The organism is Alkalihalobacterium elongatum (genome assembly GCF_019024285.1).
GTDB lineage: Bacteria > Bacillota > Bacilli > Bacillales > Bacillaceae_F > Alkalihalobacterium > Alkalihalobacterium elongatum.
In genome coordinates this window covers 1-26,212 of sequence record NZ_WMKZ01000041.1, presented here as the reverse complement: position 1 = coordinate 26,212, position 26,212 = coordinate 1, and the positions used below count along the sequence as shown (strand labels likewise).

The window sequence follows — 26,212 nt, the reverse complement described above, 5'->3', positions numbered from 1 at the left end:
GAGTGGCACTCACCCTCATTAGGGTGAATGCCACTCTATTTTTTATTTACTGGGTTTTGTCCCAGCCTCTTTTTGTTTATGCACGAGAAACGTAATCACCGTTACGAGTGTCGATAATTAAAACATCACCTTGGTTAATAAAGAAAGGTACTTGAACAGTTAGTCCTGTCTCAAGAGTAGCAGGCTTTGTACCTCCACTTGCTGTATCACCTTTAATTCCTGGCTCTGTTTCTGTTACTTCTAATTCAACTGTATTTGGTACTTCGACACCTAAAATCTCACTTTGGTATGTCATAATATGAACTTCCATATTCTCTTTTAGAAATTTTAGCTCACGTTCAATTTGTGATGCAGGTAGTTCAATTTGTTCATATGATTGGTTATCCATAAATGTATGTGTATCGCCACTTGCATATAGATATTGCATTTTACGATTTTCAATATGTGCTTTTGCAACCTTTTCACCAGCACGGAACGTTTTTTCTTGGATCCCACCTGTACGAATGTTACGCAATTTTGTACGGACAAATGCAGCACCTTTTCCTGGCTTTACATGTTGGAATTCAAGTACTTGCCAAATTCCATTATCTACTTCAATCGTTAATCCAGTTCTTAAATCGTTTACAGAAATCATGTTTTAAATCCTCCATCTTCATCGTTCAATCGATTGTTTAGTTCACTATAAGAATATACCATACATTATAAAAAGGATGCACAGTTTATTCGCCTACGAATAGAAGTTCCTTCGTTGACTTTGTAAAAGAACGATTTCCATCTTCAGTAATGAGAGTATCATCCTCTATTCGAGTTCCACCAACTCCAGAAATATAAATTCCTGGCTCAACAGTTACAATCATCCCAGGCTCCAAAACCATATCAGATTTTGTTGATAATGATGGTCCTTCATGAACCTCCATACCTAAACCATGTCCAGTCGAGTGTCCAAAATACTCACCAAAGCCTTGCTCGGTAATATAATCACGGGTTAATGCATCAGCTTGTTTACCAGTTAGACCTGGCTTAATTCCGTCCATACCTCTTTTTTGTGCTTCTAGAACTGTATCGTAAATTTTTCTTAACTCATCGCTTATCTGGCCAACAGCTAAAGTACGAGTAATATCTGAACAGTATCCTTGATAGTATGCACCGAAATCAAGAGTAACTAATTCTCCCTTTTCAATAACCTTATCGCTAGCTACACCATGTGGAAGAGCAGAACGTACGCCTGATGCAACGATAATATCAAATGACGATGAAGCCGCTCCTTGTTTTCTCATAAAAAACTCTAGTTCATTTGCAACATCTAACTCTGTTAAGCCTGCTCTTATGTATTTAGTAATATGATCGAAAGCAGCATCAGCAATTTCTGCTGCTGCAGAAATGATCTTAATCTCACTTTCATCTTTAATTAATCTTAGCTTCTCAATAACACCGTTTACTGGAATGAGCTCTCCGACAATTTGCTTTTTATAAATTTCGAATGTTTGATACGTTGTATGGTCACTTTCAAATCCTAAACGGTTTATACCCATATTTTTCGCTTGTTTTGCTACTTCTTCAAAAATAGGTCCAGTATGCTGAACAACTTCATAGCCAGCTGCTTGTGCTTGAGCTTGTTCAACATAACGAAAATCTGTAATGAATTTAGCTTCTTTTTCTGAAACTAATGCTACCCCAGCTGTTCCAGTGAAATTCGTCATATAACGACGATTATAATTACTCGCTATCAGTAAGCCATCAATTCCTTGTTCTTTAAATGATCCACGTAAATTTTCTAAACGTTCCACTTATTTTCCCCCTTTGATAATTGCTTGGATTGCAAGTTCATAGCCAATAAAGCCTAATCCAACAACTTGACCTCTAGTTACAGGTGCAATGACCGAGGTATGTCGAAAAGCTTCTCTCGCATGGACATTTGAAATATGCACCTCAATGACAGGTAATGAAATACTAGCAACTGCGTCTCTAATGGCATAACTATAATGAGTAAAAGCACCTGGATTAAGAACAATACCTACGTATTCATTGTCTTGGGACTCGTGAATCCAATCAATGATTTGACCTTCATGGTTTGATTGTCTACATAGGATTTCATAACCTAGACCTTTTCCATGTTCTACAAGCCTGCTTTCTAAGTCTGCTAACGTTTCATGACCATAAATTTCAGGTTCTCGCTTTCCAAGTCGATTAATGTTTGGTCCATTAATTACAAGAATCGATTTCATGATTCTTTCTCCTCTTTTTTTAGCTTTGTTAAAGTATTGTTCATATATTTTTGGTTGGACTGGATTTGTGAAATGTAATTTTCACACGTTTCAAAGATTTCAATCTTTTTTCTTTCAGTAATAAGCCCAAAATCAGCCAACATACATTAACATCGCCAAAAATATTTCTTTATGGTTTATTCTACCATAGGTTTTTCTTGTTTTGCTATTCAACACATTAATAATATTATGATTGCACTCGTTTTACCTCTTGATATTCAAATGAAATAGAGTAACCAATAAAGACACCATATAATAGATACAAACATAAAGTAGTTATTATCGTGTTAAAATCTAAGTTTGCTACGCTCTTTAATCCTGGAAAAATAGGATTTAATAAATAAAATACGATTAACCATAATACAATACCGTATACTGCTCCTGCCCACATATTATTTACTTTCTCAAATAATATCTTATAAATAAACGCCACAAGTATAGATAATAGTGAAATAACTAAAATCCCGACAAGTTGCCCCATATAACCATTTTTCCAATCACCTAACGCCCAAGGCATCAATACAAGTGCAGGGCCTATTCTCGCAAAGTTAAAAAAGAAGGCAATATAACCTATAACACTCCAAAATAAACCACCACATACTCCAATTGTCGCAACTTTGGCATTATATGACATTGGAGCATCTTTTTTGTTTTGTTCTAATGATTGTTGATTTTCCATGTACAACACCTCCAATTGTAGTATGTCCCAACTTTTTCTATAGTTTTCATTAAATTTAATTTCGTTTAAGTTTGGATATCTTTAGAAATTTTTTAGAAATATGTGTAATTTAAAATATAAAGGGGAAATCTATGAACAGGAAGATCTCATTAGAGGAATTATGGACGTTGTTGTAGAATATAAATAAAAAAATACAACTTTATGCTTAACTTACTAATATTATGCATATTTGATATTGAAGGCCAAGCTTTATTATACGCAAATACTTAATTGTAGGCGTTACTATAGTAGCTGTGTAGCACATAAAAAACCAGCTTTTGCTAAATTTGTGGAGGTGAGCCAAATGTCTCGTAAAATGTACAATCCTCTTGTGTTAATTCTTATTGGATTAGCGGTACTCGGCTTCTTTTACCGACTAATTACTGAGCCATTACAATTGTTAACTTCAATAATTGTTTTTGGTGCGATTGCTGCTATTCTATTTTTCTTGTACAAACGCTTCCTTGCGAAGCAATTTGGAGTGGAAGGGACCTCTCACCGTCCGAAACAACAGGTCAAAAATAAAATAAAGAAAACGACCAATGTAATACCACACCGAAAGAAAGTTGGACAGAAGAAATCTACCCGTACTCTAAATAAACGGGGTTCAGCGCCTAATTTAACAGTGATTGAAGGTAAAAAGGGAAAGAAAAAAAATCGTGCACTGTTTTAAGATGCGCGATTTTTTTCTTTATATAAATAGGAAATATTTTCACATATAATATAAGATAAGATTAAATAATCTGTGAACTATGAAAGGAGGTCTATAATGTTTGAGTCTAATTTTCTCACCTGGATACTATCGATAGAACATCCCATCCTTGATTTACTTAGTTCTTTTCTACAACTAATAAGTCATGAATATGTTTACTTTATCATAATACCAATTATTTACTGGGCTATTCATAAACAGACTGGTTTTCAGCTTTTATCTTTATTCTTTATTTCCATGTATGTGAACAGCTTTATTAAGGATGTTTTTATGATTGAACGACCAGAACTTTCATTACAGCTTAACGATGGATATTCATTCCCCAGTATCCACACCCAAGCTGCGACTACGTTTTGGGGGTTTCTCATTCCCGCTGTAACAAAACAATGGTTTACTGTCCTAGCATGTTTTATCGTAGCCTTAGTTGCATTTTCACAATTATATTCTGGTGCCTATTGGCCGATTGATGTTATTGGTGCGATCATTATTGGGGCTTTTATGGTTTATGCAAGTTATAGGTCATTAGATTGGACTGGGGGAATGCCAGAGAGAATAAAGATTTCACTTTGGACGATCATCCCTATTACACTTTTTGTACTATCACCTGATCAAGCTTTCTATAGTGGGGTATTACTGGGCGCAGGTATCGGATATCACTTAGAACAAACGAAAAACCGAATGGATGTAAAAGCTCCAATCTTAAAAAAAGTTATAGCTATAGTTATAGGTTTAATGGGTATTATCGCTCTTCAAACAATTGGGATGTACCTCTCTGGACACGTAATCATCGAATTTATTTATGCAATAGGAATAGGTCTATGGATTACCTATATTGCACCTATTATATTTGTTAGTCTTCAGCTTTATCGTCAACAGGGTACGAAAATAGGGGTGTAAGTACTTAATACACCCACTTTTTTAGAAATTTGTGTGTACGCTCTCTTCCTAATAGAATGAGAGCCTCTTTTTTTTCTTCAGTTAAATCAAAATCCGTTGCTTTAACATCGGTAACAGGAATAAATACAATGTTTTTCGCATGTTCTTTTATAATATATCGAACATCATGGGCCTTTCTCATCGTTTCAAATAATGACTGGAACAAGTCGATACCATTTTTTATTTCATGTGGTGGTATTTCATCTAAATCAGGTGTCAGTCTAAAACCTAAAACGGGTCTAACGATTTTTTGATTTACGTCTTTCATAAATACCCATAACGGAAAATTACTTAGCACGCCACCGTCTACAATATATGATTTTTTTCCTGACGGATTATAAACTTTGACTGGTTCAAAAAAATACGGAATACTACTACTCATCCTTACAGCTCTGGCCACAGAGAACTTTTCTGGAATAATCCCATATGAAGGGAGATCATCAGGAAGTACAACTATCTGACCTTTACTTAAATCCGAAGCAATAATTTTTAGTGTACCTCTAGGAATATCAGCAAATGTTTTTACTCCTTTTTTTTCCAACTTTTCAGCAATCCACTTTTCTAATTCGTCCCCTTTATACATACCTAAGTTAAAATATAATTGCGCCCATTTCATCCACTTAGAAGGCAAGAGCGTTCTTCTTCCGTCCATAAATTTTGCTACATTTAGTTCGTTTAGTAATTCCACAAGTTCATGACTAGTGTAACCAGCTCTTAGTAAAGCCGAAAATAATGCTCCTGCACTTGTTCCAGCCAACCTCTCAAAACTAAATCCCTTTTCTTCAAGTACCTGTGTTGCACCGATAAAGGCAAATGCACGAACGCCACCTCCTGCAAAAACTCCATCAATTTTCATTAATCTCTCCTCCTTCTTCACTTCTAAAATATGTGACATTAGTCTAAGGAGGTACTATTGTAATGAATTTTTTTGTTCTTATTTCTCGGGCAGTTTATATTTAGAGACTTAACTACTCTATTGTAGGTTATCTAAAGAGCAAAAAAATGAATTTTCTCACTTAATTTCATTCCAATTTTCCAGTGATACCCAAATCAATAATCAAGGCTAACAAAGCTGAAAAAAAAAAAAAAAAAACAACCATAACAAAATGTTATGACTGCTGCTCTTCATTACGCTTCTGCACCTGGCGCAACTCATTAATCCGCTTTTCATCTTCTTGAAAATATTGAACGAGATCACCGATACGATCTATCGCATCCCAGCTTAAGTGATGCTCAATTCCTTCAACATCTACATAAATATTTTCATTCGTAACACCGATAATCTTCATGAAATCTTCTAATAAATCATGACGATATACTAAACGTTTACCAATCTTTTTCCCTTTTGGTGTTAGTACTAACCCGCGGTATTTTTCATATATTAAGTATTCGCTTTTATCCAGTTTCTGAACCATCTTTGTAACGGAAGACGGATGAACTTCCAATGCCTCTGCGATATCTGACACTCTGGCATACCCTTTATCTTCAATTAACATATAAATCCGTTCTAAATAATCTTCCATACTAGGTGTTGGCATCGGTACTCCTCCACTCCATTCGTCTCTTCTCCAATAAGTCTATCCTATATTTTACTATAACTAACTGTGGACAACAATGTTCTTCTCTCTTATCACTACAAAAACTGTGAAGTTCTTAAAAAATGCTGCACCCTCACCTAAGGTGAAGGAGCAGCATTTATCTTCAGCTAGCAATTATAAACCACACTTCAATTGAGCACCACAACTCGTACACGTGTTACAACCACCTAGATCCTCAACTGTACCCTCACGACAAACTGGGCATGTATCACCAACTTCTGAACCGAATGTGACTTTAGTTGAACGAAGATCCGCAATCGTATCTACTAATACGACAGGTTGTTTTTTTATTTTGTTGTCTTTTTCTGGTGATTGATTATCAAATGTGTTTTCTTCAGCACTTAACGTTAATACTTGAGCATCACGACTTCCATCAACATAAACCGTTCCACCCTTAGCTCCACCTTTGTAGAGACGTTCGTAAACTTTTTGTACTTGTTCTACTGTGTATCCTCTCGGAGCATTTACAGTTTTAGATAATGAGCTATCTACCCAACGTTGGATAACACACTGTACGTCACCATGTGCTTCTGGAGATAACTCCATGGAAGAAACAAACCATTCAGGTAAGTTGTCTTTATTTGCCTCAGGATTAACCCCCAAGTATTCTTGAACAATCTCAGCATTTACTTCAATAAATTTTCCTAAGCGACCACTACGGTAGTACGAGAATGAGAAGTATGGTTCAAGTCCTGTAGATACACCAACCATCGTTCCCGTAGAACCAGTAGGAGCTACTGTTAATAGATGAGAGTTACGGATCCCATGTTCAAGGATTCCTTGACGAATATCCTCTGGCATTTTCTTCATGTATCCTGTATTAATAAATGCTTCTCTTAACGCAACCGTATCTTCATACGTATCACCAACTAGGAATGGGAAGCTTCCTTTTTCTTTTGCAAGTTCGATACTCGTGCGATAGGCTGTTGTTGCTATTGTTTCAAAAATATGATCAACAAGCTGATTTCCTTCTTCGGAACCGTAAACCGTTTCACAATAGATAAGTAGGTCATGTAATCCCATAACTCCTAAACCGACACGGCGTTCACCTTTTGCTTGTTTTGTATTTTGTTCTAAGAAGTATGGAGTCGCATCAATTACGTTATCTTGCATACGTACTCCAACTTCAACTGTTTGCTTTAACTTTTCAAAGTCAACAATTTTGTTTTCTTTATCTGCCATTTCAGCTAAGTTAATCGCTGCGAGATTACAAACTGAAAATGGAGCAAGTGGTTGTTCCCCACATGGATTTGTTGCGACTACTTTTTGACCATATGCTTTAGCATTCGTCATGTCGTTTGCATTATCGATGAAGAAGATACCTGGTTCAGCAGAATACGTTGCACAAATATTAATTAAGTTCCATAACTCTTTTGCTTTTATTGTACGATATGTTCTTACTTTAAATCCTCGGTTTTCCCATTCACGTACATCTCCATATTCATGCCATTCGTTATTGTAAATTGCCATTTCTTCTTCTGTATAATTCTCAACATCTGGAAAACGCAAAGGATAGCTTGCATCGTTCTCTATAGCTTCCATAAATTCTTTCGTTAAACATACAGAAATGTTAGCTCCCGTTAAAAACTCTGAGTTATTAACTGTATAGGTTCCGCCAACCGCTAACTTCTCTTCTGCTTCTTTAATTACTTTGTCATCAAATCCGCCTTGACCTTCTACTTTTTTGAAATTAACGATTCCTTGATACATCGCTTGGTCTACGTCTGAAAGAGGATTAAATTTCAATTTATCTTTTACTAGCTTTTTGATTTGATCATCTTTTGTAGTTTCTAATAAGAAGCGTAAGATACGAGGGTTTTGCATTTTAGAAATAATAAACTCTAATATATCAGGGTGCCAATCTGATAGCATGATCATCTGTGCACCACGTCTTGAACCACCTTGTTCAACTAAGTGCGTTAACTTCGCAATATCATCCAACCATGACACTGAACCTGATGATTTACCATTTACCCCTCTTGCTAATGTATTGCGCGGTCTCAATGTTGAACCGTTTGTTCCAACTCCACCACCACGGCTCATAATCTCCATAACTTGTTTACGATGTTCTGAAATGCCTTCTCTAGAATCTTTTACATAAGGCATAACGTAACAGTTAAAGTATGTTACATCCGTTCCTGCTCCCGCACCATATAATACTCGCCCAGCAGGAATAAAATTCATATTCACTAATTCATGATAGAACTTCTCAAATGTTTCTTGTCGTTTTCTCTCATCTACTTCAACTGATGCTAAACCAGTAGCTACACGTTTAGCAATTTGCTCGTAAAAAATTTCTAAAGGTTTTTCAATTGTATCTAGTGAGCGTTCGACGATGCCCGACTTCGCTTCGTTCGGTTCATCTAAGACACCATGAAATTCCTCATCGACCAGGACTTTAGCTTTATTTGCTTCTCGATTAATATCAAGAATAAAACCGTAGCCTCTCGCTGGGAACTTAGGATCATCTTTTACAGTAAGAACGACGAAATCCCCTTCTTTTAATGTTTTCTTTTCTGTGTCTTTAAATGTGTAACGATCGAGCATTACAAGTCGGGAAACACCTTTTTTTGTAATGTTCATGTCTGGTGTAATTGGATGAACTTGAGGAAACACCTTAATATCATCATTGAGTTTTTCTTTGTTGATCGTCATCACTTTTGACATCATCATCGTCATACGAATAGCTCCTCTCTCTTGTATCTAATCTATTGTTCTTCTGCTTAACATGTTGTATGTAGCAAGTAGTTTAATTTTTGTGAGAGTTACCAACAATTTCTTGATCAAAGGTAACTTGGACAAGCGTAACATAAAATAAACCCCAAATCAATATATTGTGTCTTAAAGAAATAAATATATACTATATATTGTGAAATGTTCGTCCGTACATCTTATTTGTCAATGTTAAAAGAAATGAAAGAAACAGAGATATTTCGAGAATGAAGTTAATTTACTGTCTAAATTCGACTGAATTAAACAATTTTCTTTGTTGCATTTTTGTATTAGTAAAAAAGGTTGATTTGATGCAAATTTAACATTTTATTAACAACTTTTGGGTAAAAATACCTAGAGAATCTATATAGTTAAAATGATAAATTGAAGTACGAGACACACATCATTGGAGGTAAACATTTATGAACTACGTTCTTTACCAAAATCGTATTATACCAAAAAACGAGCTTCATATAGATATGGATGATAGAGGATATATGTTTGGAGATGGAATTTATGAAGTTGTTCGTGTTTATAATGGAATTCCTTTTGCTATGCAAGAACATTTAGATCGTCTTCAACAAAGTGCAGAAGCTCTTGATATGTCCGTACCATATTCAATGGAAGCAATTCATGAGTTAATACATACCTTAATCGAAAAGAATAACATTACTAATGGAATTGTTTATTTTCAATTAACAAGAGGGATTGAACCTCGTAACCATTTATATTCACGAGAAATTGAACCTGTTCTAAGTGGCTTTTCAAAACCATTAGAGACTAATATGGAATTGCAAAAACACGGGATAGATGCATGGATGACAAAAGACATTCGTTGGCTGCGATGCGACATTAAGACGATCAATTTATTAGGAAATATAATGGCTAAAAGAGAAGCTAGTGACCAAGGATGCCATGAAGCTCTTCAACATAGAGATGGATTAGTGACCGAGGGATCGTCTTCGAATTTCTTTATGGTTAAAGACGATATTATCTATACACACCCTTCCACTAACCTTATCCTTAATGGCATCACACGAAGACTTGTAATCGATCTTGCCAAAGAAATAGATGCAATAATTGAAGAAAAGACATTTACCCTCGAGGATTTAAAAAATGCGGATGAAGTTTTTATTACGAGTACTACAATGGAAGTTACTCCAGTTCGTTCAATAAAAGGCGATATTAATGCTTTGTATTCAATTGGACCATGGACAAGGAAACTGCAAGAAAAATTTACAGAGTACTGGAAAAAGCAGCAGTGAAAACTGCTGCTTTACTTTTTATAATTCCAACTATCATTTGCATATCTTTCTACCGCAATCTTTTGCACCATTTTTCTTTCTTCTTCAGTTAACGTATATGGTTCTAACTTAATATTAAGTCCTAATTCAAAACCTTTCTTAAATGCATCCTTTGCCTCTTCATAACTTACAGGTACGTCTCTTAATTCATTAATAGCAACAGCTTTATTCTTAAAATTTTTCTGCAAGCGGTCTCGCACTCGGTCACTTGGATACTTAAAAAGATCAAATAGTTGATCCTCATCTATATCTAAAATAATGGAACCATGTTGCAAGATCACACCTTTCTGCCGGGTTTGTGCACTCCCAGCAACTTTCCTACCTTCAACAACTAGTTCATACCAAGATGGTGCATCAAAACAAACGGCAGATCGAGGATTTCTGATGGCATCTTTTTCTTGCTGTGTTTTAGGAATCGCAAAATATGTGTCCAGCCCCAATTCTTTAAACCCCTCTAATAAACCTTGTGAAATTACTCGATAAGCTTCAGTAACCGTTTTGGGCATTTCTGCATGTGCTTCAGAAACGATAACACTGTATGTTAATTCTTTATCATGTAGGACCCCCCTACCTCCAGTAGGACGACGAACAAAGCCTAATCCGTATTTTTTTACTGCATCCATATTAATTTCCTTTTCTACTTTTTGGAAATAACCAATTGATAATGTTGCAGGATCCCATCCATAAAAACGAATCGTCGGTGGGATTTTCCCCTCACTGTGCCAATTTAATAGCGCTTCATCTAATGCCATATTATATGCTGGCGAACTAAAGCCAGAATCGATAAATCTCCATGTCTCTTTCATTAAATCTTCCTCTTTTCTACTACTAAATCAATCATAAGTTTAACAAAAGTCGAATTAAAACAAAAGAAACAACTTATAAAAGGTCTTTTAATTTTAGGTTCACTCGTAAACTTTGAATCCTAAAGTAAAGTGTAACATTCCTTTAGAAAGGAACCTTTAATTATTACAGCTTAACAATTACTTTGCGAAAATCGGTATCCATGTTTATAATAAATGAGGGTACTATTGATTGTCGTAGATAAAGGAGTGTTTTTCAACAAAATGGAATGGATTTTATGGGGTATATTGTTAGGGTTTTTAGTATTTATAATTGTAAAACGTTTTGTTAAACCTAAGTATTTAACAGAGTTAACACAAGACGAGTTTATTAGTGGCTATCGAAAAGCTCAACTAATAGATGTTCGAGAGCCAAAAGAATATAATGGTGGCCATATTTTAGGGGCACGTAACATTCCTATGTCTCAATTAAGACAACGTTTGAATGAAGTTCGTCCTGACCAACCTGTATATTTATATTGTCAGTCTGGTGCTAGAAGTCGACAAGCAGCTGAAATTTTGAAGAAAAAACGTGGTTGTGAAGACCTTCATCACCTTAAAGGTGGCTTTAAAAAGTGGACAGGCAAAATAAAAAAGAAATAAGAAATGATTGATAAAAGAAGGCTGACAATTTGTCAGCTTTTTCATTTTCCTATAGTGAACGACCCATTTTATTCTTTTTACTCGATTGAATAACAATTAAAAATGAATGCTGACTCTCAAAGTTTAGCAAAAAGCCCACGACTAATATATGACATAAATAAAACTAGACAGCATGAACTGTCTAGCTTTAATGTTGTTTACTTCTTTTCAAAGCGCAAGATAGGTTTTCTCGCTGCTGTTGTCTCATCTAAACGACCAATTACTGTATGATGAGGAGCTTCTTGAACGATTTCTGGATTTTCTTCAACTTCTTTTGCGATTTGGATCATAACGTCGATAAACTCATCAAGGGTTTCTTTTGATTCTGTTTCAGTTGGTTCAATCATCATACATTCTTCTACGTTTAATGGGAAGTAAATCGTAGGTGGATGATAACCGAAGTCAAGAAGACGTTTAGCCATATCTAATGTTCGAACACCTAATTTCTTTTGACGTTTACCAGATATAACAAATTCATGTTTACAATGTTGTTGATAAGGTAAATCAAAGTAAGGCTCAAGACGTCTCATCATATAGTTAGCATTTAATACCGCATACTCTGATACAAGTCTTAATCCTTCAGGACCCATCGTACGTATATACGTATATGCACGAACATTTATACCATAGTTACCATAGTACGGCTTAACACGACCAATTGAGTCAGGTCGATTGTAATCAAGACGGTAAACCTCTCCATCTTTTACGATTAAAGGCTTCGGTAAATATGGAATTAAATCCTTCTTTACACCAACAGGTCCAGAGCCTGGTCCACCACCACCATGCGGGCCAGTAAATGTTTTGTGTAAGTTTAAGTGAACAACATCAAATCCCATATCCCCTGGTCTAGCAATTCCGAGAATAGCGTTTGAATTCGCTCCATCATAATAGAGCTTACCACCAGCATTATGAATAATTGTTGCCATTTCAACAATATGTTCTTCGAATAATCCTAATGTGTTTGGGTTTGTTAACATTAGAGCAGCAATATCTTCATCAACTACCTCTTTCAAATGCTCTAAATCAACGAGGCCATTTTCATCCGTACGAACAGTAATCGAGTCAAAACCTGCTACAGTCGCTGAAGCTGGATTCGTTCCATGTGCAGAGTCAGGTACAATAACTTTTGTACGATTCGTATCACCGTTTGCTTCATGATATGCGCGAATTAGCATTAAACCCGTCCACTCACCATGTGCGCCAGCAGCTGGTTGCAGAGTCACTTCATCCATTCCTGTAATTTCAGCTAAAGATTCTTGAAGTTCATATAATAACTCTAAGGCACCTTGGACTTGCTCTTCTTCTTGATACGGATGGATATGGGCGAAACCTTCATATCGTGCAACATTTTCATTAATTTTCGGGTTATATTTCATTGTACATGACCCAAGTGGATAAAAACCTGAGTCAACACCATGATTTCGTTTAGATAACGCGGTATAATGACGCATTAACTGAAGCTCTGAAACTTCTGGAAGTTCAGGTTCATTTGTACGAATGAACTCTTCTGGCAATAGCTCTGAAAGTTCAACTTCTGGAACATCACACTCAGGTAGGCTATGACTAATACGTCCTGGCTTACTCATTTCAAAGATTAATGGTTGATTTTTACTCATTGATAGCCGCCCCCAATACACCAGCAAACTGGTCAATTTCTGACTTTGTACGAATTTCTGTAATTGTCACTAACATATGTCCTTCAAGCTCTGGATACGTTTTACCGAGGTCGTATCCGCCGATAATTCCTTTTGCAAAAAGTGCTTGATTTACTTCTTTTACAGGTTTGTTTAACTTAATAACAAATTCGTTGAATGTCGGATGAGAAGACACAACCTCAATTCCTACTTCTTGTAACTTCTTCTTACCATATGCTGCTTTCTGGATATTTTGAATCGCCATATCCTTTACACCAGACTTTCCAATCGCGGACATCGCAACCGATGCAGCTAGTGCATTCAACGCTTGGTTAGAACAAATATTAGAAGTCGCTTTTTCACGACGAATATGCTGTTCACGTGCTTGTAGTGTTAAAACAAATCCACGTTGACCTTGATCATCCGTTGTTTGCCCAACCAGACGACCTGGAATTTTACGCATAAGCTTTTTCGTTGTTGCGAAATAGCCACAGTGCGGACCGCCAAATTGTGTAGGAATACCAAATGGTTGCGCATCTCCGATAACGATATCTGCTCCAAACTGACCAGGTGGCTTTAATGCACCTAATGCTAGAGGATTACTTGAAACAATAAACATTCCTTTTTCAGAATGGGCAACCTCTTCAATAGCTGATAAGTTTTCAATGGCACCAAAGAAGTTAGGATATTGAACGATTACACAAGCAGTGTCACTATCATACTTTGCCTTTAAATCTTCAATATCTGTTATGCCATCACGGATGTCAACTTCAATAACTGTTAAGTTTTGACCCTTCGCATTTGTTTTTAGAACGTCACGTGCCTCTGGATGAACCGCTTTAGAAACAAGAATGTGTTTCTTCTTAGTTTGCCCAGCACTCATCATCGCTGCTTCTGCAAGTGCTGTTGGGCCATCATACATAGAAGAGTTAGCAATATCCATTCCTGTTAATTCACAAATCATCGTTTGATATTCAAATATTGCTTGCAGCTCACCTTGAGAAATTTCAGGCTGATAAGGTGTATAAGCTGTATAAAATTCAGAACGTGAAATAACATGATCTACGACCGAAGGAATATAATGCTCATAAACACCTGCACCTAAAAATGAAGGCATTTGTTTTAAACTCGTATTTTTGCTAGCAAGCCCTTGAAGGTATTTTACTAAATCTGGCTCTGCAAGTGCTTCTTTAATATTTAAATTTCCTTTAAAGCGGATTTCTTCAGGAATATCATTAAATAGCTCTTCAATTGATTTTACTCCTATCGTCTCGAGCATTTCTTGCTTATCAGACTCAGTCATCGGTAAATAACGAAAACTCATTGTGTTTCCCCCTATTTTTGTCTTTTATAAAATGGTGTTGGAATAACTTTTGCTTTTAAACGCTTTTTCCTTACTTGAACTTCCACTTCAATATCCGTCGCTGTAAACGCTTTATCGACAATTGCTAATCCTATATTCTTCTTTAAAGTTGGAGATTGTGTTCCAGTTGTTACTGTACCAATTTGATTTTCACCTACGAAAACTTCATAACCTGTACGAGGGATGCCTTTATCTATCATTTCTAGGCCAACAAGTTTTCTAGTTGTTCCTTCTTCTTTTTGCTTCTTAAGGGCATCTTTCCCAATAAAATCAGCTTCTTTATCTACTTTTACGGCAAACCCTAACCCAGCTTCAAGAGGAGAAATTTCTTTCGATAGCTCTTGACCGTAAAGCGGCAGTTTTGCTTCAAAACGTAATGTATCTCTTGCTCCTAAACCACAAGGCAATACTTCACCATTTTTTCCTTCATCTAGTATCGCTGCCCATAACTTTGCTGCATCTTTTTCTGCACAATAAATCTCAAAACCATCTTCACCCGTATATCCAGAACGAGATACAAGAGACTTAACTCCAGCTACATCAACATCATCCTTGAAACGGAAAAAACCAACTTTTGATAAATCTTCTTCCGTTAGACGTTGTAGTACTGTTTCTGCTAGTGGTCCTTGAATAGCTAGTTGTGCTACATCATTGGATACATTGACTAATTCAACACCTTCAATAATGTGGCTTTCTAACCAACTCGCATCCTTTTCTGTATTTGCAGCATTAACTACAAGAAGATAGTCTTGCTCATTACGTTTATATACGAGTAAATCATCAACAGTCCCACCATCTTCATAGCACATAAGGGTGTACTTCGCTTGACCTATTTCCATATTAGAAAGATCATTAGTCATAACGTATTGTAAGAATTCTAATGCCTTTTCACCTTTTACTTCAATTTCCCCCATATGGGATACATCAAATAGACCTGATTTCGTTCTCACTGCTTCATGTTCTTCTTTAATACTTGAGAATTGAACAGGTAAATCCCAGCCACCAAAATCAATTGTTTTTGCCCCATGTTCCTTATACAAATCAAACAAAGGTGTTCTTTTTATTGTTGACATGCTAAACCTCCTTCAAATTTTTAACAAGAATACATAATAGACACCTAACAGTTAAGATTATTACTCTTAGCCAAAACCTCTCAATCATAAGATAGAGCAAAAGTAAAAATTCTACTGAACTTTAACAAAAATAGGCCAAAATATTTATTCTGTTAATAAAAAAAGACAGAGAAGTACATACTAAATCTATGTACTTCTCTGTCCTGATACCAGAAAGTTTCTTCCTTACTAAATGAAAAGCAAGGAATGTCTTCGTAGGTGGTTCTTAGACTAGTAGTCGTAGAACACTCTCCAGAGTTGCGTCGAGCAAGAGTCTGTTTGCCTGAGAGATTCACTTTCGTTTGCTCCTTCGGCGTCGCCAATTTGTTCTAAACACGAACAATATACGAGCTCTCCCCTTGCTTTCATTCGCCATTATAAGGTTTTTTTATTAAAAAGTTCGACTTTCAATAAAATATTATATTAATATCCTATCAATTGATGAGTAGAAAGGCAATATAAAATTTTCAGGAAAGGATGATATTTCTTGAATATAGACGTTTCATTTCAAGCATCCTGGCAAGAAGAGCTTTGTAAACGGTTGGATGAAGACGGTCCTTGGTCAAATTGGGAACTATTCCAATTAGCTTACGAAGCTGAACAACATCTATCTATTCCAGAATTTCATGGGTTGCAAGCACCTAAGCATCTACCTCATTTAGAGCCCTACCCACACCAAATTGAAGTCGCGAATACTGTAATCGAAAAAATGAATGGAAAAGCGATTTTAGCTGATGAAGTAGGTTTAGGTAAAACGATAGAGGCGGGTCTCATTTTAAAAGAATATATGATTCGTGGATTAGCAAAAAAAGTATTGATATTGGTGCCTGCTTCTCTCGTTTCCCAATGGGCATACGAGTTAAACCAGAAGTTTCATATACCAGCTGTTGCTCAGAAAAAAGCTTATGTATGGGAACAATGTGATGTTGTTGTGGCATCAATTGATACTGCAAAACGGAATCCACACTTTGAGCTCGTCATGAAGCAAGATTATGACTTAATTATTATTGACGAAGCCCACAAATTGAAAAATCCTAAAACGAAAAACTATGAGTTTGTTAAAAACTTAAAGAAAAAGTTTTGTTTACTTCTAACAGCAACACCTGTGCAAAATCGCCTAGAAGAAATTTTTAATCTTGTTTCTCTGTTAAAGCCAGGGCACCTAGGTGACTTATCTACTTTTGAAAAAAACTATCGTTCAAATAAACGGGCACCAAAAAATGACGAGCAATTACGTAAGCTAGTTAATAAAGTAATGGTTAGAAACAGACGTGAAGAAACAGGGATTGAATGGACGAAACGCGTTGTGCAAACTGTACCTATTACATTTAGTAAAGAAGAAAGAGAATTATATGATGCAATCTCTTCTTTAAAGCACGACCCGAATGTACTTACAAGTAGTTTTGGGATGCTTACCCTACAGCGAGAAATTTGCTCAAGCCGTGAAGCAGCTTTCATGACCCTAAAAAATATGATCGATAAAGCTAGGGAAGAAGGTCGTACTTTAAATAATGCAGACCGTTTCATTAAATTGATTGAGAATATTAAACAAAATTCTAAGGCAGAAAAAGCACTTGAAATTATTAAAGGAATTGATGGAAAAGTTATTATATTTACTGAGTATCGAGCAACTCAACTTTATCTTCAATGGTTTTTAAAACAACACGGAATTTCTTCGGTACCTTTTCGCGGTGGATTTAAACGAGGAAAAAAAGATTGGATGAGACAGCTTTTCCAAAACCACGCCCAAGTTCTAATCGCTACTGAAGCTGGTGGTGAAGGAATTAACCTCCAATTTTGTAGTCATATCATTAACTATGACTTACCATGGAACCCAATGCGGATCGAACAACGAATTGGGCGTATTCATCGTTTAGGACAAAAAAATGATGTTCATATCTATAACTTTGCTGTAGAAGATACAGTTGAACAACATATTCTCAAGTTGCTATATGAAAAAATTAATCTATTTGAACGAGTTGTAGGCGAGCTTGATGACATCTTGGCAAAATTGGAACTGCCTTCACTCGAAGAACATGTATCTGACATCCTCCTCCACTCTGATTCTGAAGGAGAAGTACAAGTGAAGATGAATCATTTAACTGCGATCATTAATGATATTTCAGCTGAAACAGGTGATGAAGAGGAGGGACAAGACACGCATGCAACAGCAACACATCCATAATTACTTGGAACGTTATTTTATTGCCAATCAAAGCCCTATATTGCATAGCGGTGACGGCTACCTCCAAGTTCAATTATCCATTGATCTTGACAAGACTTTGATGAATCGTCCGTTTTATTGGCACTATTTAGAAAAAACAGGTGGTACACCACAACCGATGCAAATGACGTTAATTACTGATCATACGGTAGCACCCGAAGAAACCAAAGGAGAACAAATTCACTTTGGTTCACCACGATTGCATCAAATCTTTCAAACAACGAAAGAGCTTGGTGGATTTATTAGAATGTATGAAAATATTCAAATGGTTCATCAAGGGTCTATCCCACTTCAACCGTGGCTATGTACAAATGTTAAGATCTCGTTTCAATGTGATCGGAAAAAAGATGTAATTCTATCCTTAGGCTTAAACTTAATTCACGGACAGATCGTCGATAATTTTTTTGAGAGGCTAAAAGAGAAAGAACTAACACCTAAAATTCCTGATTTTTGTTTTACTCTTTCACCACTTATTACACCGAAAAGTGGTTTGTTGCGAGTCGAAAGAACGATCGAGAATTATATCGATGGTCAAGATAAAAATTGGGCAATTGAGGCAAGAAAACGTTGGGATGAAGACTTACAATTGTTAAATCGGTTTTATGAAGATGTGGAAGAAAAACCTGAAAGTTATGAAACTGAAAAAGAAGCCCTCCGTAGTCAGTATGAGCCACGAATTCACGTACAGTTTATAAATGGTGGGATGTTCTATCTAAGACAACAATTTTTCTCATAGAACGAAGAAGAGGCTGACCAAATAAATGGCAGCCTCTTTTCGATTAGTGAGCTACTGGTGCACCAGAGATTAATGTCATTACTCCAAACCAGCCAAACACTGCTAAAGAAATTGCTGCAAATCCTACAGCAAAGAAATTCTTTTTGCGCACTTCACGGACTAGTCCCCATGCACAGAAAAGAGCAACTAAAATCATGTTAATTGCAAGAAACACGATGCCTTCCCCCCTTATGTATAACTCAATTACTAATGCATATTCACATATATTATAATAACTTGTGAGGGATGTTTCACTAAAAAGATGAAACTGTCACACAATATCCCTCTATAGCTTGACTCATTCTACCCCATTTTACTCTTTTTTTTTGCAATTGTCGAGGTTTGGAAAAAAGAATTATAAGAGTGTTAAGTTAATACTCTGTTAATATTGAGTGTTGATGAATAACATTGCTTAACATACAAAATAAACTCAAGTCCCTAAATGAACTCTACGTGAATTTCATAGGCATTCGCATACCCTTCAATTAATTCTTTAAATTGAGCATCAACAAAGAAAAGTTGCTTTTCTACATTATAAGCAATCAAATTCTCTTCAATTTGTAACCTTGCCATTTTTATTTGTATTTCATCCCCAGCTGAAATTTTAAAAGGTAACACGATATCTCGATACAAATAATAGAACTTACCTTTCCAGCCATAATCAGAAAACTTTTCAAATGTTATAAGCTCATCTAAGAGTAAAAGCTCATGAACTTCTTCTATTAAGTTATAGCCAGTTAGTCCATCAACTAAAGAGTTTAATGCGTGTTGATTATCAAATACAAACATATAGCCTGCCTCATCAATAGGTTCATTATGATATATTTGATAATAGCAGTTTTCTAACGTTTTAATATCAGCAATACCGTGGTTAGTTTTTATCTCTAAAGCAAATCCATTAATCACAATGCCACTCCATTCTTTGAACATGCTCTATATTCAGTGTAAAATAGGATTATATAAACTGCAATGGAGGAGATTAAATGAATTGGAAACAAGTACCATTAGGTCCACTACAAACAAATTGTTATTTACTTATAAACGACCAAAAAGAAGCTGTTATCTTTGATCCAGGTGGGGATGGCCCTCAATTAAATGCCTATTTAAAAAAAGAAGGAATTACACCACTAGCCATATTACTTACTCATGCTCACTTTGATCATATTGGTGCAGTTGATGATATCAGAAGTGAATGGAACATTGAAGTGTATCTACATAAAGATGAAAGAGATTGGCTTGGAGATGCAACTAAGAATGGTTCTGCTTTTTTCCTAGGTAATCAAGAAATCATTATAAAAGATGCAGATCACCTTATACAAGAAGAAGGAACACTATCTATTGGCTCTTTTAAGTTTAGCATTTATGAAACTCCAGGCCATTCTCCTGGTAGCATTTCATTTTATTTTAAACCGCTCGGAATTGTCTTTTCTGGAGATGCTCTTTTTGCCGGTAGTATTGGTAGAACAGACCTTCCAGGAGGTAGCCATCAATTACTATTAGATAGTATTCATGATAAGCTATTAGAATTGCCTGAAGAAACAATCGTAGCGTCTGGACATGGTCCAACGACAACAATCGGCCAAGAAATGGACTCAAATCCATTTTTAAGTGGATTTTAGAAGGGATAAATTAAAAAGACATAAAAAAATTGACCTCCTATTTTGGAGGTCCAAGGGGAGTAAATCGTATTGATAAATGAACTATGAGGGGGAGGGGGACTCCCAAAAATCATTGTATTCACCAATGTATTAAAATTATATTATAGACTTTACACTATGTCAACAGTATTAACATAAATTTCTTTCGCCCTACTAAATTTATAGTGATATTGTGTCTATACGGAATTAAGGGGATTTATTAATGACTCATCCAATCATTTCTTATATACGTGATCATTCGAACCAAAAAATTAGTTATGCAGAATATATGGCCAAAGTACTTTATGATCCTCAATACGGCTATTATATGAAGTCAAAGGATAAAGTTGGAAAAAGTGGAGATTTTATTACGACCAGTAATATACATCCCATATTCGCAAAAATATTTTGTACTATATTTCATGAAATCATTACTAAGAAAAATCTTCCAATTATCGTATGTGAAATTGGTGGAGGTACAGGACGTTTCTCTTACGATTTGTTAAAAGAATGGCAATTAAAATTTCCTGAAACGTTTAAATCTCTTTCATATTTTATAGTAGAAGAAAGCCCTTATCATCAGACCCTTCAAAAAAAATTATTAGGTAGCTTTAAAAATGTTCATTTCCACTCATCAATAGAACAAATAGGATTAGATAAATTCGAAGGAATTATATTTTCAAATGAATTAATAGATGCATTTCCTGTTCATGTTGTTGAAAAAGAAAATGAACTTCTTTATGAAATTTTCGTAACAGTCGATGAAGCAAATAAATTAATAGAAGCAAAAGTACCTCTTGAAAATGAGGGAATAGAAAATTGGCTAAGTAAAAACGGTCCAACCCTTTCAAATAATCAACGGATCGAAGTTCCATTAGCCATGGAGCAATGGATTAAAAAAGTTAGTCAATTTTTAAGTAAAGGCGCGATCTTTACAGTTGATTATGGATATTGGAATGAGGAATGGGAACAACCTGAACACAAGGATGGTAGTTTACGGGGATACTATCAACACCAGATGGTTGCTAACCCCCTACTGTATCCAAGTGAGATGGATTTAACAACACATATTCATTTAGATTCATTCATAAAAATCGGTAAAGATCATAACCTTGATACACCGCTTGTTACAACCCAGGACAAATTCCTTATCAAATCAGGCATTCTAAACTACTTACAAGAAAACTATGATCCTAATCCATTTTCAGAAATAAGTAAGCAAAATCGTGCAGTACGTTCACTTATTACTGATAGTATGAGCACAGCATTTCATGTTATATTTCAAACAAAATCTCTAACTAACCTTAACACTTTATCGTTTTTAAAAGCTGAAAAAGAGGCTGACTCATAAGGTCAGCCTCTTCACTATGTAAACTGAAGTTACATATTAGTGATTTCCAAATCCTGGTACAAGTAGGAAATGTGAATACCACGTAAACCCTACAAAGAATACAGTTAAATATGCACCAAAAAGATAAATGTACACTCGCTCTGATAGATTTAAGTAGCTAAGCGCAACGAAAGCTCCTGTTTGTGCAAAAAACAATAATGCCATGTTATACATACTTCCAACGAAGAAAAGTACTGCAAAAATACCTGTCCAGAAGCCTAGTACACGAAACATACGATCCATTCCTGTCCCCTCCTTCTCTATGTCTTAATCCATTGATCAACAATAGCACATGCCTATGCTAATCTTATCATAAAAAAATACAGTACACTACAATTATATATGAGAATTAAATTGCTTGTAAATGGCTTATCCTTGTCTAAATCGTGTCTTTGTCAAAATATATTAAAGGATAATCGTTGTATAGGAACAAGATGTGCATCCTTCGTTCTTCATGGATTGCTCTTCTTTGAGTATAACTTTTCCAAATAAATATTCAAATATACCAAGTAATAAAGAATAATGCATAGAGCATAATGGAGCCGAATAATCTCGGATTGCCTCTTTAAAAGTACAATTAAAAATGCTAAAACTAACTTGCCTTTCTTCCTTATTAAAGGTTATTTCAGGATTTAGGCCCTGATTTGAGGCAATTTGTTCAATGTACTTTATTTTTTCTTCATCATTCAAATCTTCTAAGTTGTAGTTTAACCGTACTAAGAAATTTTTTGCAGATTCCTTTCCAAATTTATAACCTATCTTCTTTAATGCTTCATTTCCAGCATCACCAAAGCTAGCTATTGTTTCCAAACACATCTCAGCTAGTCGTTGGTAGTCCCTATAAGGAAACTGAAGACTTACAACCTCATCTGATAAACGATAGAAACGACTAGGCCTTCCACCCTTTCCTGTCTTTTTGGTCTCAGAAACTACCATATTCACATCTTCTAATTTAGTCAAATGTAATCGAGCTACGTTAGCATGAATATTGAACTGATCAGCTATTTCCTGAACAGTTACATCAGCGTGTCGTTTAGTCACATATTGATATATAGAAAATCGAGTTGGATCGGATAATACACTCGTAATTTTAAGTGTCTGTTCCATAAAATACGTCACTCCCTAAACATGTCTTGTACCATTATAATACAATTCACTAAACAAGCAAATCAAATTTAAAACCTTGTAGATTATTGTCAAAAAATCCACCAATTGCATCATAATTATTCTTTAATTAGCAATCCAATTACCTAATAAAAAAAGACTCAATACAGTGCTAAATATATTCTAACTACTACTTTTAAGTAGGATCTACTTTAGTTTGTAGTGAGAATTTAACACTTGCCACTGAGTCAGATAGTAAAATTATACTTCTTTTCTAAAAGCAATAAATCTTAAACATTAATTTTTCCGGTTCTTCTTATTTTTTTTTATAACCATCGAAATAGCTAATGGTATCATACCAAACATTTGGTATTGTATTGGCTGTCTTGCTTCTTTCTTTTGCTTTTTCATAGCCAAACGTTCTTCTTTAGGACGATCAACATATGAAACAAATTGTTGAGTTACAAACTTTACATAATCATTGAATGATGACAATTATCCCACTCCCGAACTTGCATTTAGGATTATTATTGACATTTTGACTTATGCTCATTCACGATTAAAATAATTTGCTCTACAATTTCATTGATCGTTAAGTTAGTAGTATCAATTTGATAATGAGCGTCTTCGTAATAAGACTTTCTTTGTTTGAATAATTCATTTACCTGCTCTTTTGTTTTATTTTGTAAGAGTGGTCTTGTCGTGTCACCTCTCGTTCGTTTAAGAACTTCTTCAATGTCACAGTGTAAATAAATAATAATACCTTTATCTCGCATGATTTTTCGATTGTGTTCGTTTACTACAATTCCTCCACCTGTTGTTACGATAAGATCTCCTGTTGGTAAAGAATTTAATGCATTGGTTTCGTATGAACGAAATGCAGCTTCCCCTTCTTCACTAAATATGCTTGAAATACTTTTTCCTAGTGTAGATTCAATCCACTCATCCGTATCTACTAACCTAAACTTTATATTTTGTGCGAGTATCTTACCAACAGAAGATTTACCAGCCCCCATAAAGCCAGTTAAAAAAATATTTACTCCTTTGTAATCTCTATCCATTCCTTCACCCTCAATTGTTCTTTGTCTACTAATAATGTAACGAACCTTTGCCTACCCTTTTCTGTCATCACTTTAAGTTGTATGTTTAATGTATCATGGCTATCGCCTAAAATCCAATATGCTGCCACACCTTTTTCATAATAAAATTCACCTGTACTGTTAATATCACCAAACCCTATTTGATGAATGAGATCGGCTGTTGCCATTTGCATTAACGACTCTAACACAAAAATCTCTCCTTGTTCTACATAGAACTTTTTTTCTGTAACGTATAATCCCAATAGATGTATAAGTGATAAAGAGACAAACAAACAGAGTAATAAAGTTACTGGAAGTATAAATCCCTTTTGTTCATTGTGCTTCATTTTCTAACCTCTAAAGAGCACTAAAGAAAATCGTCGCTCATACTTTTTCCCGTTAGTATCAATTATTGTTACCACAACACCATGAGGAACTGTATTGAATGTTATATTGGAAACATGCCGCAAAAATACATCATGTCCTAGTCCATTTACTCTCCTCCTCACGATCGTTCCAAACCGCTCAATTGAAACAACAGATCCATTTGATTTATAAAGTAGTAACCTTCCCCCCATAACATGAATTTCTCTTGCTTCTCTAATTTCCATACTAAATTGATTGAAAAAAAGCTCAACTTGCATTATGTGAGGTTGTTCAGTTGGCGGAGTGATAACAGGAATAATCCTAACTATAAGTGGAAAGAGCGAAACTAAAATAATTAATATTGTTAATGTTAATATGACTTCAATTAATGTAAAACCTCTTTCATTCACTTTTTTGCAAATCCACATTTTTCATATTCACGTCCATTTTTACCTGACCATGAAAGACATAACTTTAGCTCTCTATCAGTTATTTGGAAGATTGACCATTCAAAAAATGTACCCCCTTTTTCAAATTCACCCCCTGTTACCTGCACCTGATTTTCATATAACCAGCTTTGAATACTAGCATCGATCGCATAATAAGCAGTACTTTCTTGACGTATTGTCGCTCTTTCTTCATATACTTTTATAAAAGCTGGAAAAAGCGAAAGTAACATGATAGATAATATAAAAATGGAAAAGATTACTTCTAGCAATGAAAACCCTTTATCTCTCTTCAAAATAAAAGCGCCCCTTGCCAATAAGAAAGACTATCGCATAACTTTTTGTTCCAACATTCATAAATAAAGTACCCGACTTACTGATATTTCCGTTTGCCAGAAACTTAATATCGTAAACGTCTAAGGAACCGCGCTCAAAGGAAACGTTCGCATTAAAAGATTGTTCAAATACATTTTGATTGTCTTGTCTAATTGCGTAAAAATTTCGTGAAGAATTAATATAGAAATAAGCAGGAATACCATTTGAAATGGCAAGTTGCTGAGCATAATATAAATCATTTTCGAATTGGGAGATGGTATGATTGGATTCAAAAGAAGAATAGGGGGATTGGATATAAATCAGTGTAATCGATCCAATGATAGATATAATCATAAGAACAACGAGAAGTTCAATTAATGTGTAGCCTCTTTCGTTTGAAATCATTCAGTAGCCCTAACTACCTTTCCGCTAACTATTTTAAGCTCGGAACCATCAGGACAAGATGTACTACTTGCGTAACCCTCCAAATCCTCAATACTTTTGGGTGCTTTACCTTCTTCTACAGTGTAAGTACCAATCTGAGCTTGAAGTAAATCAATAGTAGCATCACAACCTTTTTCATTTGCAACTGAAGTGTTTTTTGTCATATTCGGTACAGCAATAAGTAGTAAAATAGAAATTATCATTAACACAATAAGCATCTCAATTAGAGTAAAACCTCTTTGAGCTTTTAACAACTTTTTCATTAGAAAACTCCTATTCGCTTAATAGTATAGATTAAGATGTATTTAGGGATGGTGAGGGAGATCATGAGGGCGGGCGAAGGTCATGAGAATATGAAAATTATTATAAGGGTTGCATCACTCCTTTAGGGGCTAATTTAATAATACAATATAGAAGAAGTACGAGCTTAACATATACAAAATCTTAATAATAATTTACAGAAACGCAAAAAACTCAAGCTTTTGCTTAAGTTTTAAACAGTTTATTTGAATATGTACTTGGTGCGGGTGAAGGGACTCGAACCCCCACGTCAAAGACACTAGATCCTAAGTCTAGCGCGTCTGCCAATTCCGCC

The 26,212-nt window shown here is 35.3% G+C and carries 30 protein-coding genes and 1 riboswitch; of the genes, 8 read left to right on the top strand and 22 right to left on the bottom strand.

Features of this window, described 5'->3' with window-relative positions; translation table 11 throughout:
- Window positions 1–76: 76 nt before the first annotated feature.
- The 4 genes from efp to GKP30_RS22595 form a co-directional block, all read right to left on the bottom strand.
- Window positions 77–634, bottom strand: coding sequence for an elongation factor P (gene efp, locus GKP30_RS22610; RefSeq protein ID WP_216831737.1), 558 nt, complete (start codon window positions 632–634; stop codon window positions 77–79).
- 85 nt (window positions 635–719) lie between these two features.
- Window positions 720–1,787: a M24 family metallopeptidase gene (locus GKP30_RS22605; protein ID WP_216831736.1), complete on the bottom strand. Its 1,068-nt coding sequence runs from the start codon at window positions 1,785–1,787 to the stop codon at window positions 720–722.
- On the bottom strand, window positions 1,788–2,225 hold the full coding sequence (gene aroQ, locus GKP30_RS22600) for a type II 3-dehydroquinate dehydratase (RefSeq protein ID WP_216831735.1): 438 nt from the start codon (window positions 2,223–2,225) through the stop codon (window positions 1,788–1,790). It lies immediately after the preceding gene.
- A 226-nt stretch (window positions 2,226–2,451) separates the two neighbouring features.
- Window positions 2,452–2,943, bottom strand: a complete 492-nt coding sequence (locus GKP30_RS22595; protein WP_216831734.1) for a YqhR family membrane protein — start codon at window positions 2,941–2,943, stop codon at window positions 2,452–2,454.
- Between the two features lie 343 nt (window positions 2,944–3,286).
- On the opposite strand from GKP30_RS22595, the gene GKP30_RS22590 reads away from it, so the two are divergent.
- Together GKP30_RS22590 and GKP30_RS22585 are read left to right on the top strand one after the other, a co-directional pair.
- Window positions 3,287–3,655, top strand: coding sequence for an SA1362 family protein (locus GKP30_RS22590; protein ID WP_216831733.1), 369 nt, complete (start codon window positions 3,287–3,289; stop codon window positions 3,653–3,655).
- A 96-nt stretch (window positions 3,656–3,751) separates the two neighbouring features.
- Window positions 3,752–4,591 (top strand): phosphatase PAP2 family protein, encoded by an 840-nt coding sequence (locus GKP30_RS22585; RefSeq protein WP_216831732.1) that lies wholly within the window; start codon window positions 3,752–3,754, stop codon window positions 4,589–4,591.
- 4 nt (window positions 4,592–4,595) lie between these two features.
- Here the strand turns inward: GKP30_RS22585 and GKP30_RS22580 are convergent, their stop codons facing one another.
- The 3 genes from GKP30_RS22580 to GKP30_RS22570 form a co-directional block, all read right to left on the bottom strand.
- Window positions 4,596–5,486, bottom strand: coding sequence for a patatin-like phospholipase family protein (locus GKP30_RS22580; RefSeq protein WP_216831731.1), 891 nt, complete (start codon window positions 5,484–5,486; stop codon window positions 4,596–4,598).
- A gap of 253 nt (window positions 5,487–5,739) precedes the next feature.
- A complete protein-coding gene (gene mntR, locus GKP30_RS22575) occupies window positions 5,740–6,168 on the bottom strand; it encodes a transcriptional regulator MntR (RefSeq protein WP_216831730.1) in 429 nt (142 codons plus the stop codon).
- 174 nt (window positions 6,169–6,342) lie between these two features.
- A complete protein-coding gene (locus GKP30_RS22570) occupies window positions 6,343–8,907 on the bottom strand; it encodes a vitamin B12-dependent ribonucleotide reductase (RefSeq protein ID WP_216831729.1) in 2,565 nt (854 codons plus the stop codon).
- Window positions 8,908–9,362: 455 nt separating this feature from the next.
- Here GKP30_RS22570 and dat point away from each other — a divergent pair, with 455 nt between their 5' ends.
- A complete protein-coding gene (gene dat / locus GKP30_RS22565; RefSeq protein WP_216831728.1) occupies window positions 9,363–10,205 on the top strand; it encodes a D-amino-acid transaminase in 843 nt (280 codons plus the stop codon).
- A gap of 11 nt (window positions 10,206–10,216) precedes the next feature.
- Here dat and GKP30_RS22560 read toward each other — a convergent pair whose 3' ends face one another.
- Window positions 10,217–11,050: a lipoate--protein ligase family protein gene (locus GKP30_RS22560; protein WP_216831727.1), complete on the bottom strand. Its 834-nt coding sequence runs from the start codon at window positions 11,048–11,050 to the stop codon at window positions 10,217–10,219.
- Window positions 11,051–11,311: 261 nt separating this feature from the next.
- Here GKP30_RS22560 and GKP30_RS22555 point away from each other — a divergent pair, with 261 nt between their 5' ends.
- Complete coding sequence (locus GKP30_RS22555) at window positions 11,312–11,689, top strand: rhodanese-like domain-containing protein (RefSeq protein WP_216831726.1); 378 nt, start codon at window positions 11,312–11,314, stop codon at window positions 11,687–11,689.
- Between the two features lie 197 nt (window positions 11,690–11,886).
- Here the strand turns inward: GKP30_RS22555 and gcvPB are convergent, their stop codons facing one another.
- From gcvPB to gcvT, 3 genes are read right to left on the bottom strand one after another with little or no spacing between them, the layout of a single operon-like run.
- The gene (gcvPB, locus tag GKP30_RS22550) at window positions 11,887–13,344 is read right to left on the bottom strand and encodes an aminomethyl-transferring glycine dehydrogenase subunit GcvPB (RefSeq protein ID WP_216831725.1); all 1,458 of its coding nucleotides are present in this window, start codon (window positions 13,342–13,344) and stop codon (window positions 11,887–11,889) included.
- Window positions 13,337–14,686: an aminomethyl-transferring glycine dehydrogenase subunit GcvPA gene (gene gcvPA / locus GKP30_RS22545; protein ID WP_216831724.1), complete on the bottom strand. Its 1,350-nt coding sequence runs from the start codon at window positions 14,684–14,686 to the stop codon at window positions 13,337–13,339. Before gcvPA ends, gcvPB begins: the two co-directional genes overlap by 8 nt.
- A gap of 11 nt (window positions 14,687–14,697) precedes the next feature.
- Complete coding sequence (gcvT, locus tag GKP30_RS22540; protein WP_216831723.1) at window positions 14,698–15,798, bottom strand: glycine cleavage system aminomethyltransferase GcvT; 1,101 nt, start codon at window positions 15,796–15,798, stop codon at window positions 14,698–14,700.
- A 300-nt stretch (window positions 15,799–16,098) separates the two neighbouring features.
- A riboswitch (glycine riboswitch) is annotated at window positions 16,099–16,206 on the bottom strand.
- A gap of 118 nt (window positions 16,207–16,324) precedes the next feature.
- On the opposite strand from gcvT, the gene GKP30_RS22535 reads away from it, so the two are divergent.
- On the top strand, window positions 16,325–18,022 hold the full coding sequence (locus GKP30_RS22535) for a DEAD/DEAH box helicase (RefSeq protein WP_216831722.1): 1,698 nt from the start codon (window positions 16,325–16,327) through the stop codon (window positions 18,020–18,022).
- Window positions 18,000–18,797, top strand: coding sequence for a YqhG family protein (locus GKP30_RS22530; protein ID WP_216831721.1), 798 nt, complete (start codon window positions 18,000–18,002; stop codon window positions 18,795–18,797). Before GKP30_RS22535 ends, GKP30_RS22530 begins: the two co-directional genes overlap by 23 nt.
- A 43-nt stretch (window positions 18,798–18,840) precedes the next feature.
- On the opposite strand, the gene GKP30_RS22525 is transcribed toward GKP30_RS22530, so the two are convergent.
- Window positions 18,841–19,011 (bottom strand): DUF2759 domain-containing protein, encoded by a 171-nt coding sequence (locus GKP30_RS22525; RefSeq protein WP_216831720.1) that lies wholly within the window; start codon window positions 19,009–19,011, stop codon window positions 18,841–18,843.
- 263 nt (window positions 19,012–19,274) lie between these two features.
- Entirely contained in the window at window positions 19,275–19,742 is a 468-nt protein-coding gene (locus GKP30_RS22520) for a hypothetical protein (protein ID WP_216831719.1), read from the bottom strand.
- A gap of 77 nt (window positions 19,743–19,819) precedes the next feature.
- Here GKP30_RS22520 and GKP30_RS22515 point away from each other — a divergent pair, with 77 nt between their 5' ends.
- Both GKP30_RS22515 and GKP30_RS22510 read left to right on the top strand, forming a co-directional pair.
- Window positions 19,820–20,455: an MBL fold metallo-hydrolase gene (locus GKP30_RS22515; RefSeq protein ID WP_216831718.1), complete on the top strand. Its 636-nt coding sequence runs from the start codon at window positions 19,820–19,822 to the stop codon at window positions 20,453–20,455.
- A gap of 241 nt (window positions 20,456–20,696) precedes the next feature.
- On the top strand, window positions 20,697–21,824 hold the full coding sequence (locus GKP30_RS22510; RefSeq protein WP_216831717.1) for a class I SAM-dependent methyltransferase: 1,128 nt from the start codon (window positions 20,697–20,699) through the stop codon (window positions 21,822–21,824).
- Between the two features lie 36 nt (window positions 21,825–21,860).
- Here the strand turns inward: GKP30_RS22510 and GKP30_RS22505 are convergent, their stop codons facing one another.
- The 9 genes from GKP30_RS22505 to comGC form a co-directional block, all read right to left on the bottom strand.
- Window positions 21,861–22,106 (bottom strand): DUF2626 domain-containing protein, encoded by a 246-nt coding sequence (locus GKP30_RS22505; RefSeq protein WP_216831716.1) that lies wholly within the window; start codon window positions 22,104–22,106, stop codon window positions 21,861–21,863.
- Between the two features lie 162 nt (window positions 22,107–22,268).
- Window positions 22,269–22,970 (bottom strand): helix-turn-helix transcriptional regulator, encoded by a 702-nt coding sequence (locus GKP30_RS22500; protein WP_216831715.1) that lies wholly within the window; start codon window positions 22,968–22,970, stop codon window positions 22,269–22,271.
- Window positions 22,971–23,264: 294 nt separating this feature from the next.
- Window positions 23,265–23,462 carry a YqzE family protein gene (locus GKP30_RS22495; RefSeq protein ID WP_216831714.1) on the bottom strand — a complete coding sequence of 66 codons (198 nt, stop codon included), beginning with the start codon at window positions 23,460–23,462 and terminating at the stop codon, window positions 23,265–23,267.
- Window positions 23,463–23,494: 32 nt separating this feature from the next.
- Window positions 23,495–24,028 (bottom strand): shikimate kinase, encoded by a 534-nt coding sequence (locus GKP30_RS22490; RefSeq protein WP_216831713.1) that lies wholly within the window; start codon window positions 24,026–24,028, stop codon window positions 23,495–23,497.
- Window positions 24,004–24,393, bottom strand: coding sequence for a competence type IV pilus minor pilin ComGG (comGG, locus tag GKP30_RS22485; protein ID WP_216831712.1), 390 nt, complete (start codon window positions 24,391–24,393; stop codon window positions 24,004–24,006). The genes GKP30_RS22490 and comGG overlap by 25 nt, the downstream gene beginning before the upstream one ends.
- 3 nt (window positions 24,394–24,396) lie before the next feature.
- The gene (gene comGF / locus GKP30_RS22480; protein WP_216831711.1) at window positions 24,397–24,822 is read right to left on the bottom strand and encodes a competence type IV pilus minor pilin ComGF; all 426 of its coding nucleotides are present in this window, start codon (window positions 24,820–24,822) and stop codon (window positions 24,397–24,399) included.
- Window positions 24,819–25,154, bottom strand: coding sequence for a type II secretion system protein (locus tag GKP30_RS22475; RefSeq protein ID WP_216831710.1), 336 nt, complete (start codon window positions 25,152–25,154; stop codon window positions 24,819–24,821). Before GKP30_RS22475 ends, comGF begins: the two co-directional genes overlap by 4 nt.
- On the bottom strand, window positions 25,141–25,578 hold the full coding sequence (gene comGD, locus GKP30_RS22470) for a competence type IV pilus minor pilin ComGD (protein WP_216831709.1): 438 nt from the start codon (window positions 25,576–25,578) through the stop codon (window positions 25,141–25,143). Before comGD ends, GKP30_RS22475 begins: the two co-directional genes overlap by 14 nt.
- Window positions 25,575–25,880 carry a competence type IV pilus major pilin ComGC gene (gene comGC, locus GKP30_RS22465; RefSeq protein WP_216831708.1) on the bottom strand — a complete coding sequence of 102 codons (306 nt, stop codon included), beginning with the start codon at window positions 25,878–25,880 and terminating at the stop codon, window positions 25,575–25,577. The genes comGD and comGC overlap by 4 nt, the downstream gene beginning before the upstream one ends.
- Window positions 25,881–26,212 lie beyond the last annotated feature (332 nt).